The following is a 16,404-nucleotide window of genomic DNA, read 5'->3' on the forward strand; positions in this document are numbered from 1 at the left end:
AGAATTTTCATTATGGAATTTATACCTCCAGTGTAGGGATGCGGTCTTGACCCAACCAAAGTTGGGGCACTCAAAGAGAAAACCCCGGCTTCAGAGTGAAACCGGGGTATTTTATATCTTCCTGTCCTTTTCAACGGATCATGGGAAAATCCCTCTTTTTTGTAGGGCAGTAGCCACTTTGTTCACTGCTAACATCATTGCCCCGTTCCTCATGTCCACTTTCTTCTCTCTGGAGAAATCCCAGACCTCTGCAAAACTCTTGGACATCACCTCTTCGAGTTTTTTATTCACCTCCGCCTCATTCCAGAAAAAGGATTGCAGGTCCTGAACCCATTCGAAATAAGAGCAAGCCACGCCACCAGCATTGGCTAAGATATCCGGAATCACAATGGTTCCCTTTTCGGATAGAATCTTATCCGCCTCCGGCGTAGTCGGTCCGTTGGCTCCTTCGGATATTATCTTGGCTTTTACGTTTTTAGCATTTTTCTCAGTTATCTGTCCCTCTAAAGCAGCTGGAACAAGAACATCGACGTCCAGAGTCAGAAGCTTCTCTGAGGTTATCTCCTCAGCCCCTTTTTCGCTGTAACCTTTGAGCAGATGATTCTTGGAGGTCTCAACATACTTATTGATTACTTTGATATTCAAACCATTGGGGTTATAAAATCCGGTGGAGACATCGTTCACTGCAACTATCTTGCAGCCTTCCTGCTCCAAAAGGGTGGCCGAGATCGAGCCAACATTACCATAACCCTGAACCGCAACCGTACATTTCTTGATATCCTTTTTCAACCTCTTCAGAAGTTCGCGAGTGCAGATCATGACTCCCCTGCCAGTCGCTTCCTTTCTTCCGAGGGAACCTCCTAACTCGATCGATTTCCCGGTGACCACACCCGGTGCGCAGTAACCCTTGAACATACTGACCGTATCCATCATCCAGTCCATGGTAGAAGGTCCGGTGTTCACATCCGGAGCCGGTATATCTTTTTCCGGGCCGATCAAGGGCAAAATCATAACTGTAAACCTGCGGGTCATCCTGCGAACCTCTGCCTCGGACATCTTAAATGGATCGACCTTTATTCCTCCCTTACCTCCACCATAAGGGAGATTTACCACTGCACATTTCCAGGTCATCCAGGCGGCTAAGGCTTTTACCTCATCTATGGTAACATCCTGATGATACCTTATACCACCTTTGCACGGTCCCCTGACACTGCTGTACTGAACCCGGTATCCAGTAAAGACCTCAATCCTGCCGTCGTCCATAACTACAGGCACTGAGACCTCCAGGGCTCTTTCCGGCTGGCTGAGGACTTTCAGGATACCTTTATCCAGCTTCAACTTGGCGGCTGCATCTTTCAACTGTTGAGTCGCCATTTCGAACGGGTTAACACTCATGGTTTAACCTCCAGATATTTGTTTGTAAAAACATCCATTCGCCTTCTATTCCAGAAAGCTTGTGAAATTTGTAACAAATAATAATAGGTTAATGTTTTAATGTCAATTATTTTTTCTAGTAAAAATTAGTTTTTTGGGGATTTCGGAGTGCAAACCCTTAGGTTTACCCTGATATTGCTATGCCATAGGCAGATCTGCCTATGGAGTAATTTTTACTCCAGTTAATGTAGTTGCCCAATTCATGGTGCATTTTTGGCTCGATAAATCGAGCAACAACAGTCTTACGAGAGATTTTCGAAATTCGATGATAAATCTGGGGGAACAGTCAAAACGGGGCTAAGTTGTTTTCTCTTTTATACATTCTTCGCAAACTGCAATCCTGTTCTGAGCTCTTTTAAGGGCTGCTGTTGCTCGAGGGATATCGATATCTTTTTCTTTTGATTTTATCCTTTGCCTTGCTCTTTCCAGAGCTTTTGTTGCTCTTTCTAAATCGATATCTTTAGCAAACTCTACTGAATCTGCTAAAATCACTACTTTATTTTTCAAAACCTCCAAAAACCCACCGCTTACAGTCATTACAGTCTCAGCATCACTCGAATTCTTGACGGTAATCTTTCCCGGGACTAAAGCAGTGATCAAGGGAGCATGGTCAGTTAGAATACCAAGATACCCTTCGATACCCGGCGCAATAACTGAGGATACCTCTTCCTCATAGAAGGTTTTCTCCGGGGTTACAATGCTTAGTGGAAACATTTTGATTCGCTACTCGCTTTTGGCTGTTGCTTGTCGCTATTAGTCTCTCAAATTATTCATCTTCAAGTTGAAATTATATTAAAGAATACTTCTTTTGTCAACGTTTTCCTTATGAAATGTAGCGGAGGTCTTCAGACCTCCAAGGAGGTGGGGGAGTGACAAAGATGGAAGGCTAAAGCCTTCCCCTACAAAAAAACTGTAGGGGCGTATTGCTCTTCAGCTTCGCTCAGAGCAGTGAGCCTGTCGAACTGCAATACGTCCCTACCAAAAACTTACCTCAGCAAAACCATCTTCTTAGTCGCTGTGTATTCCTCAGTTTTTAACTGGTAGAAATAGATCCCGCTTCCTACCTCTTTGCCAGAATTGTCCTTACCATCCCAGATGATCTTATAGCTCCCCGCTGCTTTCTCCTCATCCACCAGAGTCCTCACCAACTGCCCCAGGATGTTGTATATCTTCAGGGTGGCGTGGATGGGTCCCTTGAACGTTGAACCTTGAACCTTTAAACTGAAGGGCAGGGTAGTGGTGGGGTTAAACGGATTGGGGTAGTTCTGCGCAAGCATATATCTTTCAGGAAGGCTCACATTGGGATGGTCTTCGACTCCTAACGGCTCCCCGAAATCCTGCATCAATGACCTTACCATTTCCTTTGCACCAGGTGCCTCCAGATAATATAAGGGCAACCCAAAAAAAGCTAATTTGTAATCAGTCCCATCATACTTCAAACCGCATACCTTCCCCTCATAAGCCGGGTTATCCGAATAGGAATCAAAATAATATAATGGCTGGGCTCCAGGTCTTAGATTGAATATATTCACATACTTTAACCGACCTTGCCAGTCGCTTATATATTTTAAAGTGTCTGATTTAATGTCCAGATAAAATATAGTGTCATAAGGAAAAGCTCCGGCAAAATCGTTTACAGGGTTCTCATTTGCCCAGCTTATGTGCAGATAATCATACACAAAACTACCCGCAGAAAATGTCTTAGGTAGAGTGCCGGCGAACCTTCTTAATCCAGTCCAGCTAAATAAGATAAACCTGCCTCCATACCCCAAATACTCCTTTATCAGGTTATCATCTTTATCCGTTACAAAATTGAAGATCTGAAAATCATCATCCAGCCATACCACTGTCGAATAAGGGCCCAAGTCGATGATCGAGGGCTGGGTGGAGATATCGGTATATTCATAAAAACTCACCTGATACCCGGAAAATAGCTCCGAATACAAACTATCCTGCTGAAAATCACTGGAGGGCATAGGAGGGTTTCCCATACTGTTGCCAGTCTCATCTATTACCAGAACACCCTGATCCAAGGTTATGGCGATCATCCTCGCCTCCTGGGAAAAACTGCTCTCATTCCCCAGGGTATCCACTGCGGTTATGCAATAATAATACCAGATCCCTCCCTGGAGTGCGCTATCCTGATAGGAAAAACCTTTTATCCCGGTGGCGATACTGTCAAAACCTGAGCCAGAGCTAAGGCTGCGATAAACCTTATAATATGCAAGGTCTGCCTCCTGATTAGACTGCCAGGATAAGTTTATCTTGAAATAGCCAGTCTGGGCAGTAAGGCCTGAAGGCGCCAGGGGAATTGAACGCGGCGTGCCTATGATCTCTATTTTGTAAAAACTTTCCTTGCCTAAATTATTCACCGCGGCAACAGCCATATAATAAGGCACCCCGGTTTGAAGATTTCGCAATGTATCTGAGTGGACAGTTGGAGCAACAAAGTGGGTATCAGTATAAACCCCGCTCTGGGTGCCAGAATATACCTTGTATCCAACCAGATTATTCTCCTGTAAAGGAGCCCAGTTCAAATAAAGCTTCTCCCCGTCTCCGGCATCCATTACCTGCAAGTTCTCAACTGGACCAGGAGACTCTGCTACCTCAATTAGAGTAGCCAGGTTCATCCTGACGATCTGGCTCATATAAGGGATATTCATATTAGTTACAGAATCAGTAATTAGGTGCCAGTTGTCGCTGAAGATGCGTTCAGCACTGTATATGATGTTATATCCAACTTGAGAAAAGGGCCAGCTATCACTTCCAGAAGAATTCCCCAGGATGTGAGGAGTAAGGTTGGTATATGTGCCTGCCATTTGGACTAAAAGCAGAGCATAAGGCAAAGAAGGTGGATAGGTATGGATATTCATTTCAGTTGAGTTGGGCCAGTGAGCTATCATATCAAAATTAATCATTAACTGAATATCCTTTCCCTGAGAAGCTGCATCGTAGGCATAAGCTGAGCTTCCCAGAAGTCCAACCTCCTCCGCTGCAAAAGGCATAAAGATCACCGTCTTGGAGAGGGGGTGATGGGCCAATATCCTAGCTATCTCTAAAGTAGCCGCAGTTCCACTGCCATTATCATCTGCTCCTGGTGCTGGATCATTAAAATTCCACATGCCCCAGTTCACAGAATCGTAGTGTCCGCCTACTACAATAACTTTATCCGGTGCAGCGGTCCCAGGTATGACCGCCACCACATTAGAATCCTGCATCCAGTTTCCTCTGATATAGCCATCCCACGCAGTAAAAGGATAAAAATAAACGCTGTCGATCCCGAACTCTTTGAACTTGCTGTAGAGCCAGTGCCTTGCTTTTACAATCGAATCAGAATAAACAAATCTGGTGTCATAAGCCTGCAGTTTTAATAGATAAGAGGTTATAGAATCTACTGAGACCTGGTCAACCAGGGTGTCTCTTTCAGGAGAAAAGGATAAGGCTGGAATGGCAAGCGAAGGAGGAGGGGTATATTTTAAAGGAATAACCTGTGGAGTAATCCTGGTCAGGCGATACCCGGCATTAAGAAGCTCCAGAGCTTTGTTCTGATCAGTTTTCAGTAAGGTTAAATCATCCTCATCTAATAAAACCTGCCCGTAATCTGAAAGATTTGCTTTCGCTCTAAAAAAAGTCTTTGAAACCAGAAAATAATCCTGAGTAAAGGGGGTCTCATCTATAATCTGGTAAGGAATTTTAGCAACCTCTAATTTTTCGATCTTATCTTTCTCGATTTCACCCAGATAAGCTTTATCCAGTCTTACATAGGCTTTCAGCCCAACTTCAGCTGCTAACTGGTAATCCTTTGCAGTCTTTAGTTCGATCCTAATCAGAACCGACCCTGAAGCCAAAGACAGGTTAAGAAAAAGGATAGTCAAGAAAGCCCCTAAGCCACCAAGCCAAACCTTTCTCCAGAACATAAGTCTCCTCTTGTTAAGTTTGAGAAAAAAAGCTTCTATTTTCACCACAATTTAAGAAGAAATCGGGTAATGTCAATAGGACAAATTCTATTTAAGTTATACTTGAATGTAACCTCTAAGGTTGCATAATTTTTTGCTCCGTCATACAGGAGTTCCACGATCTCTTCAATATCAGAATACCTATGTTGCCCCAATGCGGGTATCTAATCCCGCTCCTACGGATCCATTAATAGGATTTGAGGGCAAGGCGGAATTACCGATTTTTTTGTTCCGCCAAAGGCAGAGCCTAAAATCTCTATTCTAAACTTTTCTCTAAAACCATTCGCATTTCTTCAGTGACTTTAAAAAACCTTCCTTTCCCAGCAGCGACTATTTCCCCTTTCGAGTTGCTGACTGTCCCTTCGGCTGTGAATATTTTCTTTTGTTCTCCAGTGATCTTCCCTTCCAGAAACAACTTCTCACCAATTTTCACCGGCTTGATGAATTTGACCTGGATTTCAGCGGTGACTACTAAAATACCCCTCGCAATCACGGCTTTAATCATCACCTCATCTAAAAGAGCAGAGATGATCCCGCCATGCAATATATCCTTATATCCTTGAAATTTTTCCCCAGCCACATATTCAGCTCTGGCTATGCCTTTATCATAAAAAAAATCAACTTTCAAACCATAATCATTCAGATTACCGCAGACAAAACAGTTCGAATATCTTCTTATCAATTCCATCTTTTCGCCTCTGACTTCTTAAATAAAAATGGTGGTTATCATTTTACTCTGAAAACCACCATTCTTAGTATGATTTAACTCTTCACCGATTACTTAGGTTATTTGGGTATTTTGGGAAGCTCTTTCTTCAAAGTATCAATAGCTGGTGCCTGTTCCATCTTCTCTGTGCCGGGTATAACTAATTTCTCAGGCTCTTCGGTTATTGCGGACTTGGCATCTTTGCCGAATTTCTGAATTTCCATACTCACCCCCTGGGTAACCGATTTAGCCAGTCCAAAAAATGGAACTTCCTTAGCCTGCCAGACGTCTGATGCTTCTTTATTTTCTGATACATATTGCATGTGAAAACATTCTAAAATTCCCGCAGGGGTTTGCATCTTCTCAATGCCCAGATTTTTGACCTCTCCTTCTTTTTTGATCTTCTCTTCTTTCTTCATCGGGGCATTTATCATCCGCATCATCTCTTCTGGAAGCTCCATCGCCTTATCCTTATTGTGCTTGAAGATCATCCGGTTTATGGTGCCCTCTTTTTGAGGGTCTCCAGAGATCAGCATCTTGACGATGTCGATATTCCCGGTTTTGGGATCAGTGGTCTGGTATTCATACCAGTAAAGCTCTTTACCGTCTGGAGTCTTTTCTTTCCCGACTATGGACATCCTGACGATAGTCTCCACCTTTTCAGAGGGATAGGTCATTTTATACTCGGCATAGCTTCCTACCTGCGGCATCTTGAACTCGCCGAACATCCTGGGCATGTTGCCGGGACCAGGAATTCCTGGCATCTGGGCACTGGCTATCTGGACAAGAAAGAAGAACAGGCAGAGCCAGAGTAAAGATTTTTTGTTGAACATAGAACCTCCTTTGTGTTTAGCGATTCGCGGTTCGCTATTCGACTTTTGACTTTGGATTATTCGCTCTTCGTTGGTGTTCTCACCAACGAAGACAGGAGGTTGGACTTTAGATCAACCTCCAATTGGCTATACTCAATAAATTGAGCAACTACACTTTTTGTTCCTTTCCATCGGTTTGAGTTTTGGGTCTTTTGACTTTAGACTATAGACTTTAGCCTTTAGACTTCTTTAGTAGCTCGACGATAATCCCCTTCTGGATATGAAGTCTGTTCTCCGCCTGGTCAAAGACCACAGAATTTTTCCCGTCCATCGCCTCATCTGTTATTTCCTCGCCCCGGTGAGCAGGCAGGCAGTGCATCACCAGACAATCCTTCTTGGCGTACCCGATAAGCTGAGAGTTCACCTGAAATCTTCGCAGCAGCCTGGCTTTTGACTCATAAAGATCCTCCTGCCCCATGCTTGCCCAGACGTCAGTATAGATAACGTCTGCATTTTCCACTGCCTCGATTGGATAGTTGGTAAGCTTTATCTTGCTCATCCGGGATTTCTGCGCTCTCTCCAGAACCTTTTTATCCGGCATTGTTTCTGGTGAGGTACCAATGCGCAAATCCAGAGGAATCAGGGAAGCTGCATCCAGAAAAGAGTTGCACACGTTATTGCCATCCCCAACATAGGCGATGGAAACATTTTCGATTCTTTTCTTCTTTTCGAAAATGGTAAAAAGGTCTCCTAAAATCTGACAGGGATGGTAAAGGTCAGTCAGGGCATTAATCACTGGGACCCTGGAGAATTTGGCTAATTCCTCGACTCCGGAATGTTCAAAAGTGCGAATGACGATAAGATCAATCATCCGGGATAAAACCTCTGCACCGTCATAATACCATTCCCTTTTTTCCGGATCGTCTTTTTTGCCCAATTTGAATTCGTTCCCGGTAATGTAAAGAGACCTGCCTCCTAACTGCTGGATTCCCACCTCGAAACTAATCCTGGTTCTCAAAGAGGGTTTGTGGAATATGCAGACCGCAGCTTTGTTCTTAAGGGGCAGGGGTTTAATTTTCCCCTTTTTCATATCCGCAGTCAGTTTGAAGACCTCTTTGACCTCTTTATAGGAAAAATCTGAAACCGCCAAAAAATCTCTTTTCATATCATCTCCTCTTCTCAATGAATTGTCTATAAATTTAAAGGCGAATTCCCTTAAGTCAAGGAAAATAAAAGCTGATATTCCCTGTCCTTTTAGGAGAGGGTCAGGGTGAGGTCCTCCAGTAGCGTGGGGTTTAAGCCCGACGGGAAAAAGATACGCTTAAAGGTATTAGGACAGAACGATGTTCTGTCCCTACGAAAACAAAAACATCCGGGATAAACCCGGACGCTACGAACTTCACGCTCACGATAAACGGATAACGATCACTTTTTTTCCCTTGAACCGTTAAACCTTTGAACTTTTGAACAGGGAAAAAAGGAGGGGAAGGGTTAAAGTATATATCTGCTTAAATCCTTATCTTCGACGATAGATTTTAAAGTGTCCTCCACCATCTTCTTTGTCACCACAATCTTCTCCATTTTCGTCTCCGGTATCCTGAACATTATATCCTCTAAGAGAGTGGTCATCACAGTATGCAGTCTCCTGGCACCGATGTTTTCAGTCCGCTCGTTTACTAAATTGGCGATATGTGCGATCTCCTCGATCGCCTCTTTCTCGAATTCTATCTCCACCCCCTCTGTGGCTAAAAGGGCGGTATACTGCTTGATCAAAGAGTTTCTTGGCTCAGTCAAAATCCTCACGAAATCTTTAGTGCTGAGGCTGTCTAACTCCACTCTGATCGGGAACCTGCCTTGCAGCTCAGGGATCAAATCTGAAGGTTTGTAAGTGTGAAAAGCTCCGGCTGCTATGAAAAGTATGTGGTCGGTTTTGACCATCCCATACTTGGTCATCACATTTGTCCCTTCCACAATCGGGAGCAAATCTCTTTGAACCCCCTCGCGTGAGACGTCCGGACCTGCGCCTTTGACCTTCTCCCCTACAATCTTATCAATCTCATCCACAAAAATTATCCCGGAGTTCTCTACCCTTTCCAAGGCAGTGGAGATGATCTCTTCCATATCCACTAACCTGCCCACCTCTTCCTGGGTAAGAATTTTCTGCGCCTCACCCACACTTACTTTCCTCTTTTTAGTCTTCTTGGGAATCATTCCGGAGAACATCTCCTGGAAATTGAAACCTAACTCCTCGATCCCGGCAGGAGTGAAAATCTCCACGGTGGGAAACCTGTCCTCTGGCAATTCGATTTCGATATGCCTCTGGTCTAATTTCCCCTGTTTTAATTTTTCTCTTAACTTCTCTCTGGTTTTCTTTCCTTTCTCCTCTAATTCTTTACTCGGTGCCGGCAGACTCTCTTTGCCGGCGTTTTTTCTTCTTAAGGTAACTGGCAAAAGCAGGTTTAAAATCTTCTCCTCAGCTAACTCGGATGCCCTCTGGCTCACCTCAAGCGATTTCTCCCTTTTAACCATATTCACTGCCAGATCAATCAGATCTCGCACCATCGACTCGACATCACGACCTACGTAACCCACTTCAGTGAACTTAGAGGCTTCCACTTTAACAAAAGGGGCACTGGCCAAATTTGCCAGCCTTCTGGCTATCTCGGTCTTTCCCACTCCGGTTGGACCGATCATTATGATATTATTGGGCATTATCTCATCTTTTAACTCACCTTCCACCTGCTGCCTTCTCCACCTGTTCCGAAGGGCGATCCCCACAGATTTTTTGGCTTTATCCTGCCCGATTATATACTTATCCAGTTCCTCAACGATCTGATTAGGTGTAAGCTCTTTCATCTTCATTTGCTCCTGAATCACTCTTTAGAGATTCATGACTTAGAGGTTTTCGAACTGTAGCGTTGCCACTCCTGTGGCAACGAACATTCATGTGTCTGAGAGCAAAACTCGTCCTCACGGGAGTGAGGACGCTACACTTATCCCTGATTAACCCAAAGGTTTACACTCCACAATCTACTTAAACCTCTTTATAATTCCTCTATTATTATCTTATCATTGGTGAAAATGCATATCGAGGAAGCTATCTCCAGAGATTTCTGAACTATCCCTCTGGCATCCAGGTCTGAAAACTCCACTAACGCCCTGGCTGCAGCCAAAGCATAAGGGCCACCTGAGCCGATAGCCACGATATTATCGTCCGGTTCGATCACGTCCCCGTTCCCGGAGATTACCAGGGCATGCTCCTTATCCAGAACCGCTATGAGCGCTTCCAGCCTTCTTAAGTACTTATCCATCCTCCATTCTTTTGCCAGCTCCACTGCTGCCCGGTTAAGGTTGCCGTGAAATTCCTCGATTTTCGATTCGAACCGGTCAAACAGGGCAAAGGCATCTGCAGAAGCTCCGGCGAAACCGGCTAATATAGTGTCATTATAGAGCCGTCTGAGTTTCCTGGCGTTCTGCTTGATGATGGTGTTCTCAAAGCTGACCTGCCCATCACCCCCTATAGCCACCTTCCCCTTATGCCTGATCCCCAGAATAGTCGTCCCGTAAATTTTTTGATTCGATTCAATCATGTGTCACCTTTATTCTTTGCTTCAGCCTTTATATCCCGATCTCGGATGGGCTTTTCTATAAACTTTTTTCACTCTTTCCAGAGAAACGTGAGTATAAATCTGGGTAGTGGAGAGCTTTTTATGTCCTAACATCTCTTTGACTGCCAGAAGGTTTGCTCCTTCGTCCAGAAGATGCGTGGCAAAACTGTGCCTCAAAACGTGAGGACTAAATTTTTTTTCCTCGATTACCTTTGCCCCGATTTTTTTCACCACCCTGGCTATCCCCCTGCGACCAAGCTTCTCTCCATACTTATTTGAGAAAATAAAATCATCTTTGGAATTCTTTGAGTCCAGATATCCAGTAAGGATTTTAGCCGCGTTCGCGCCAATCGGGACAATTCTTTCTTTATTCCCTTTTCCCAGGACTTTTATTTCGCCAGCTTGGAAATCTATATCTCCTCTCTTAAGGGAAGATATCTCAGCCAGTCTTAGACCTGTATTGTACAGAAGTTCCAGAATCGCCCTGTCCCTCAATCCTTCTTTTTCCTTCTGATATAAGGAAGGCTCGAGCAGAGACTTGACCTGTGGCCAGCTTAGCGCCCGAGGAAGCCTCTTTTTCCTTTTGGGGGCTTCCAGGCTTGAAGCTGGATTAGTTTTGACCTTCAGCTTCCTTTGCAGATACTTGAAAAAAGACCTTAAAGTTGAGAGTTTCCGCTGGATCGAAGCAGGATCAAAACCCTTCTGGCTTAGATAGATTAAATAATTCTTTATGTCTTTCCTCCGGATTGAGTCTGGGGTGATTTTTTCCTTTTGCTTAGACTTCAGAAAATCTGAAAAGGAAAACAAATCTTTCTTATAAGCATCAAAGGTATGAACGGAGTAATTTTTCTCAGATTGAATGTAAGAAAGATAATCCTGAATGCTGCTCTTCAGCTCTTCTTCTGCATATTCAGATCCGGACATAAAAACTCACCTTTCAGCTCTTGACCTCTACCTTATCTTCAGCCACACTTTTTTCATATTTACATTTCAGGCACAGGAGATATTCCCCTTTTTTCTTGCTTTCTTTTAAAACCATAAAATTCGCCCCGCATTGCGGGCAGTTTTCCTTGACCGGTTTGTCCCAGGCTGCGAAATCACATTTGGGGTAGTTGGAACAGCCATAAAAGATTTTCCCTCTTTTGCTTTTTTTCTCCACGATGAATCCCCCGCATCCTTTGGGACAGGGAATCCCTAAAGAATAAGGTTTGGTATTTTTGCACTCAGGGTATCTGGAACAGGCAAGAAATTTTCCGAATCTGCCGTTTTTCAAAACCATCGGGGACCCGCAGAGCTCGCATTTTTCCTCAGTGATGTGGTTCTGCTCATTATTATTCAGCGGCTTGGTTTTCTTACATTTGGGATAAGCTGAACAGGCTAAAAACCTGCCGTGCCTGCCCCATTTTATCACCATCGGGCTGCCGCATTTCTCGCAGATCTCCTCGGTTTTTTCCTGGATTGTGCTTTTGATCTCTTTTCTTTTTTTCTCCGCCTCCTCTAAGATAGATTTAAAAGGAGTATAAAAATCTTTCAGCACCTTGACCCAGTTATCTTCCCCTTCCTCGATCCGGTCTAATTCCTCCTCCATCTCAGCAGTGAACCCCACGTCGAAAAGCTCAGGGAAATTCTCCACTAATATCCGGTTGACAGTCTTTCCTAACTCTGTGGGGAAAAGCTTCTTCTTTTCTTTTTCCACATATGTTCTCTCCTCGATGGTGCCCACGATCAGAGCATAGGTAGAGGGCCTTCCGATGCCATTGGCTTCCAGTTCTTTTATAAGGGTGGCTTCGGAAAATCTTGCAGGAGGCTTGGTGAAATGCTGCTCCGGTTCAAGCTTCAACAGATTTAACTTCTCACCTTCTTTCAAGAGCGGAAGCTTCGCCTCCTCCTCTTTTTCCCCGTTCTCCTCTTTGAGCTCTTGATAGACTTTTAAGAAACCGTCAAATCTCAATTCTGAAACAGTTGCCCTGAAAGTATAGCCATCTGCTTCGATTTCTACACTGGTGGTGTCATAGATTGCCTCTCTCATCTGCGAGCCTAAGAAGCGATTGTAGATCAACTGGTAAAGCTTGAACTGGTCTTTGCTTAGATATCTTTTTATCTCATCCGGCGTATATTCCACATAGGTAGGGCGAATAGCCTCATGCGCCTCTTGAGCAGTCTTTTTGGATTTATATTCACGGGGCTTATCTGGGAGATAGTTCGAGCCAAAATTTTTCTCTATGAAATCCCAGGTCGCCTTTTTAGCTGAATCTGCAATGCGAACTGAGTCTGTGCGCATGTAGGTGATCAGACCGACTGCGCCCTTCTCCCCTAATTCCACCCCTTCGTAGAGCTGCTGGGCTATGACCATAGTTTTCTGGGGAGAGAAATAAAGCCTGCGTGCAGAATCCTGCTCTAAGGTAGAGGTGATAAAAGGAGGATAAGGGTTTCTGCTCCTCTTCTCAGTGCTGACAGAATCTACTTCGTAATTTTTCTGCCCAAGGTCCCGGAGAATTTCCTCTGCCCTAACTTGATTTTCAATCCTGAAATCTTCCCCTTTTATCTTGACCAAATCCGCTGAGAACGACTCTTTCTTCTGGTTTTCAAACCAGCCGGTGATGCTCCAGTATTCCTGGGGAACGAATTTCTCTATCTCTTCTTCCCGCTCGCAGATTATCCTCAGGGCAACTGACTGGACTCTCCCAGCACTCAAGCCCCGGTAAACTGTTTTCCATAAAAACGGGCTGACTTTATATCCCACCAGGCGGTCCAGGATCCTTCTAGCCTGCTGGGCATTGACCTTGTCCATATCAATTGGACCAGCCTTTTCTATCCCCTTTAAAACCGCTTCTTTGGTTATCTCGTTAAAAGATGCTCTGAGGATATTAGGATTGGTTTTCTTGATCTCTTCTGCTACGTGCCAGGCAATTGCTTCACCTTCCCGGTCCGGATCAGGGGCAAGGTAAACCTTCTCAGCTTTCCCGGCTTCCTTTTTGAGCTTATCGATGATTTTTTTCCTGCCAGGGATAACTACGTACTCCGGCTTGAAATCCTCTTCGATCTTCACACCTAAGCTTTTCTGGGGCAGGTTCTTTATATGCCCTAAAGAAGCCTCCAATTGATAATCCTTGCCTAAAAACCTTTTTAAAGTCTTGGTCTTGGCAGGCGATTCTACAATGACTAAGTTCTTTCCCATAAATGTCTACATTTATCCTTTCTTTCGAGTTCTTACTTCCGGATACTCAAATTCGATTTTTCCTTTCATCAATGATTCCAGTGCTTCATCCGCAGCCCTGGGCTCTTTTATCTCCTCTTCTTCCCCTGCCCTGCTTTCTCTTTCAGCTAAGAAATCCTGATTTATCTTACGTGCCCGCCTGGCAGCCACAATCACTGCGGCGAATCTGTTTATCCTCGACTTGTACAGATCATCCAGAGAGAAATCTGACATTCAACTACCTCCGGGTTGTCTTTTTTCGTAGGGCAAATCTCAAGATCCATTCTGGACCTTCAGGCTTGCTTATCCTTTGTAAGGGCTCAAAATTTTGAGCCCCACTTTACTTTTTTTTTCGTAGTGCGACCCTTTCAGGGTCGCTGCCGCGAGGCTTAAGCCTCGACTTAGTTTCCTATTTTGACCTTTTACTTAAGAACACCTCTATTGCCGTCCTCTTTGCCCTGTGCTTTTCGGCAGTTATGATCTCCTCCAGAAACTTTACGGTATCTTTGAGCTTTCTATTGACCACTATATAGTCATATCTTTTACAAAAAGTGATCTCTTTTAGAGCGGCTTTCAGTCTTTTCCTGATTATCTCCGGCTTGTCAGTTCCCCGATGGGATAATCTTTTTTCCAGTTCGGCCAGAGAGGGTGGTAAAATAAAAATCAATACGCTGTCCGGATACTTGCGTTTGAGAGCCAATCCTCCCTGGACATCCAGGACCAGGAACAAGACCTTAATCTTTCCTTCGGCTTTTTGGATATTTTTTTTAGGCGTGCCGTAATAATTCCCGAAGACTAAAGCCCATTCCGCAAACTGACGCTCCTTTATTTTCTTCTGGAATTCTTTCCGGCTGACAAAACAGTAATCGATCCCTTCTTTTTCACCTTTTCTTTTTTCCCTGGTGGTAAACGAGAGCGAACGTTTGAATTTCGGATGTTTCTTAAGCAATGATCTTGCGATGACGGTTTTGCCTCCACCAGAAGGTGAGGATAAAACCACCAACATCGGCTTTGTTTGTTTTCTCATCTTTTATTCTTTTCCTTGAGCTTCTTCTGAAACCGACCACCCACCACTGACCACTGATTTCTATATGATTAAGGTAATCCCTGATCCTTTGTAGATAAAAGGATAATTCATTCTATGTTCTGGACCTGCTCCCTTAGCTTTTCGATCTCCTCTTTTAAAAAGATGACTAACTGAGAGATGGAGACATTCAAGGCTTTTGCCCCTATGGTATTTGCCTCCCGGTTCATCTCCTGCAGGAGAAAAGTCAGTTTCTTGCCGACCGGAACTTCCTCTTCCAAGGCAGCAAGGAATTGCTGGTTATGGCTTCTTAACCTCACGCATTCCTCAGTCACATCTGATCTTTCAGCCAGAAGTGCCACCTCCTGGATCAGGCGCTGCTCATCCAGACTTATGTCACCTAAAAGCTCAGACATCCTGCTCTGTAATTTCTGCCGGTAATTTTCCACGTTCTGGCTGGAAAGGGACTCTATCTTGCCTAAAACCTCGTCCAGTTTTTCTAGCCTTTTCCTGAGGTCCTCGCCCAGTTTCAATCCTTCTGACTTGCGCATCGAGTTAATATCCGACAGGGCTTTTTCCGTGACCTCGGCAATTACCTTCCAGGCTTTTTCCAAATCATATTCCTCTTTCTCCAGCTTGATCAGGTCCGGAAGATTGATGAAGTCTTTTACTTCTAATTCTCCTGACAGGTTATACTTTTTTTTCAGTTCCTGGAAAATGTTGAAATAGACCTCAGCCGCTTCCTGGTTTAATTTCACGTAAGAAGACGGTGGCAGATTCTCCTCCCAGGTCAGGCTATAGGTGATCTTCCCCCGGGTTATCTTTCCCAGGATTTTTTCCTTTAATCTCGCTTCTAAAAGGGAAAAGAATTTAGGGAGTCTGAACTGAATCTCGCAAAAGCGATTGTTTACTGTGCTTATCTCTACTACCACTTTAAAATCCTGGTTAACGGCTTCAGCCTTTCCGTACCCGGTCATGCTTAAAATCATTCATCCTCCTTAAAGTTTTCTTCAATTATTAACTGTCTGACCTGATTTGTCAATCTCTATTTTACAATCATTTCTCTGATTACGTCGAGGTGGGGCAATTCGTGAACTGCCCCGGCAAAAAATTCATTAATCAAGAAATGTAGGGGTTCAAAATTTTGAACCCCTACGACTCCTCTTCCACCTCAAATTGAACCACCCGGAAGGAGATCCTGACCTCTAAGTAGGCGAAAACCGTACCGCTGAACACAAAAGCAGTTCCGACTAAAAAAAGAATCAGGGGGAAAAGCTCTCCTTTGAAAAGCAACCCCAGATCTCTTAGAGCTATGAAGAGCGAGGTCAGCATGAAGAAAATCATACCGGTATAGAGATTCAAAATCGAATTTTTGTTCAGCCGAGCCCTTCTCAAAAGCTGTCCCACTTGTTTTTCAATGCTTTTTAATCTTCTTACCTGAAATTTATTCAGCTCTTCAGTCAATTTCAATTCCCTTTTCTCTTCATTCAGTTCCCGGATGGCACTGATGATGTTGGAGTATTTATTTTGCAAACCCAAAAGAAGCAACCCGCACGCGGATATCATCACCACCGGGGCTAACATATCGCTGATAAATTTGGTTATCTCTATACCTGGAGCCATTGGAACCTCTTTTTTTCTACTTAATCGGTAATCCGGATTTGTTCC

Annotated in this window: 14 protein-coding genes; all 14 read right to left on the minus strand. The window is 44.1% G+C overall.

The annotated features are described in order from the left end of the window. Positions 1 to 138: 138 nt before the first annotated feature. On the minus strand, positions 139 to 1,395 hold the full coding sequence (locus tag MUP17_05960; protein ID MCJ7458517.1) for a Glu/Leu/Phe/Val dehydrogenase: 1,257 nt from the start codon (positions 1,393 to 1,395) through the stop codon (positions 139 to 141). Positions 1,396 to 1,731: 336 nt separating this feature from the next. After that, positions 1,732 to 2,148 carry a F0F1 ATP synthase subunit epsilon gene (locus MUP17_05965; GenBank protein MCJ7458518.1) on the minus strand — a complete coding sequence of 139 codons (417 nt, stop codon included), beginning with the start codon at positions 2,146 to 2,148 and terminating at the stop codon, positions 1,732 to 1,734. A 272-nt stretch (positions 2,149 to 2,420) separates the two neighbouring features. Further along, positions 2,421 to 5,351 carry a M28 family peptidase gene (locus tag MUP17_05970; GenBank protein ID MCJ7458519.1) on the minus strand — a complete coding sequence of 977 codons (2,931 nt, stop codon included), beginning with the start codon at positions 5,349 to 5,351 and terminating at the stop codon, positions 2,421 to 2,423. A gap of 295 nt (positions 5,352 to 5,646) precedes the next feature. Beyond that, on the minus strand, positions 5,647 to 6,078 hold the full coding sequence (locus MUP17_05975) for a PaaI family thioesterase (GenBank protein ID MCJ7458520.1): 432 nt from the start codon (positions 6,076 to 6,078) through the stop codon (positions 5,647 to 5,649). 98 nt (positions 6,079 to 6,176) lie between these two features. Next, complete coding sequence (locus MUP17_05980) at positions 6,177 to 6,929, minus strand: hypothetical protein (protein ID MCJ7458521.1); 753 nt, start codon at positions 6,927 to 6,929, stop codon at positions 6,177 to 6,179. 211 nt (positions 6,930 to 7,140) lie between these two features. Beyond that, positions 7,141 to 8,073 (minus strand): ornithine carbamoyltransferase, encoded by a 933-nt coding sequence (gene argF, locus MUP17_05985; GenBank protein MCJ7458522.1) that lies wholly within the window; start codon positions 8,071 to 8,073, stop codon positions 7,141 to 7,143. A 326-nt stretch (positions 8,074 to 8,399) separates the two neighbouring features. After that, the gene (gene hslU / locus MUP17_05990; protein MCJ7458523.1) at positions 8,400 to 9,764 is read right to left on the minus strand and encodes an ATP-dependent protease ATPase subunit HslU; all 1,365 of its coding nucleotides are present in this window, start codon (positions 9,762 to 9,764) and stop codon (positions 8,400 to 8,402) included. A gap of 188 nt (positions 9,765 to 9,952) precedes the next feature. After that, positions 9,953 to 10,498: an ATP-dependent protease subunit HslV gene (gene hslV / locus MUP17_05995; GenBank protein MCJ7458524.1), complete on the minus strand. Its 546-nt coding sequence runs from the start codon at positions 10,496 to 10,498 to the stop codon at positions 9,953 to 9,955. Positions 10,499 to 10,519: 21 nt separating this feature from the next. After that, the gene (xerC, locus tag MUP17_06000) at positions 10,520 to 11,440 is read right to left on the minus strand and encodes a tyrosine recombinase XerC (protein MCJ7458525.1); all 921 of its coding nucleotides are present in this window, start codon (positions 11,438 to 11,440) and stop codon (positions 10,520 to 10,522) included. A 13-nt stretch (positions 11,441 to 11,453) separates the two neighbouring features. Further along, positions 11,454 to 13,694, minus strand: coding sequence for a type I DNA topoisomerase (topA, locus tag MUP17_06005; protein MCJ7458526.1), 2,241 nt, complete (start codon positions 13,692 to 13,694; stop codon positions 11,454 to 11,456). Positions 13,695 to 13,706: 12 nt separating this feature from the next. Continuing rightward, entirely contained in the window at positions 13,707 to 13,946 is a 240-nt protein-coding gene (gene rpoZ, locus MUP17_06010) for a DNA-directed RNA polymerase subunit omega (GenBank protein ID MCJ7458527.1), read from the minus strand. 175 nt (positions 13,947 to 14,121) lie between these two features. Continuing rightward, positions 14,122 to 14,739, minus strand: a complete 618-nt coding sequence (gene gmk, locus MUP17_06015) for a guanylate kinase (GenBank protein MCJ7458528.1) — start codon at positions 14,737 to 14,739, stop codon at positions 14,122 to 14,124. Between the two features lie 107 nt (positions 14,740 to 14,846). Further along, positions 14,847 to 15,725 (minus strand): YicC family protein, encoded by an 879-nt coding sequence (locus tag MUP17_06020; protein ID MCJ7458529.1) that lies wholly within the window; start codon positions 15,723 to 15,725, stop codon positions 14,847 to 14,849. 163 nt (positions 15,726 to 15,888) lie between these two features. Continuing rightward, entirely contained in the window at positions 15,889 to 16,359 is a 471-nt protein-coding gene (locus MUP17_06025; GenBank protein MCJ7458530.1) for a DUF2721 domain-containing protein, read from the minus strand. Between the last annotated feature and the right edge of the window lie 45 nt (positions 16,360 to 16,404).

This window comes from Candidatus Zixiibacteriota bacterium, from assembly GCA_022865345.1.
Classification (GTDB): Bacteria; Zixibacteria; MSB-5A5; order MSB-5A5; family RBG-16-43-9; genus RBG-16-43-9.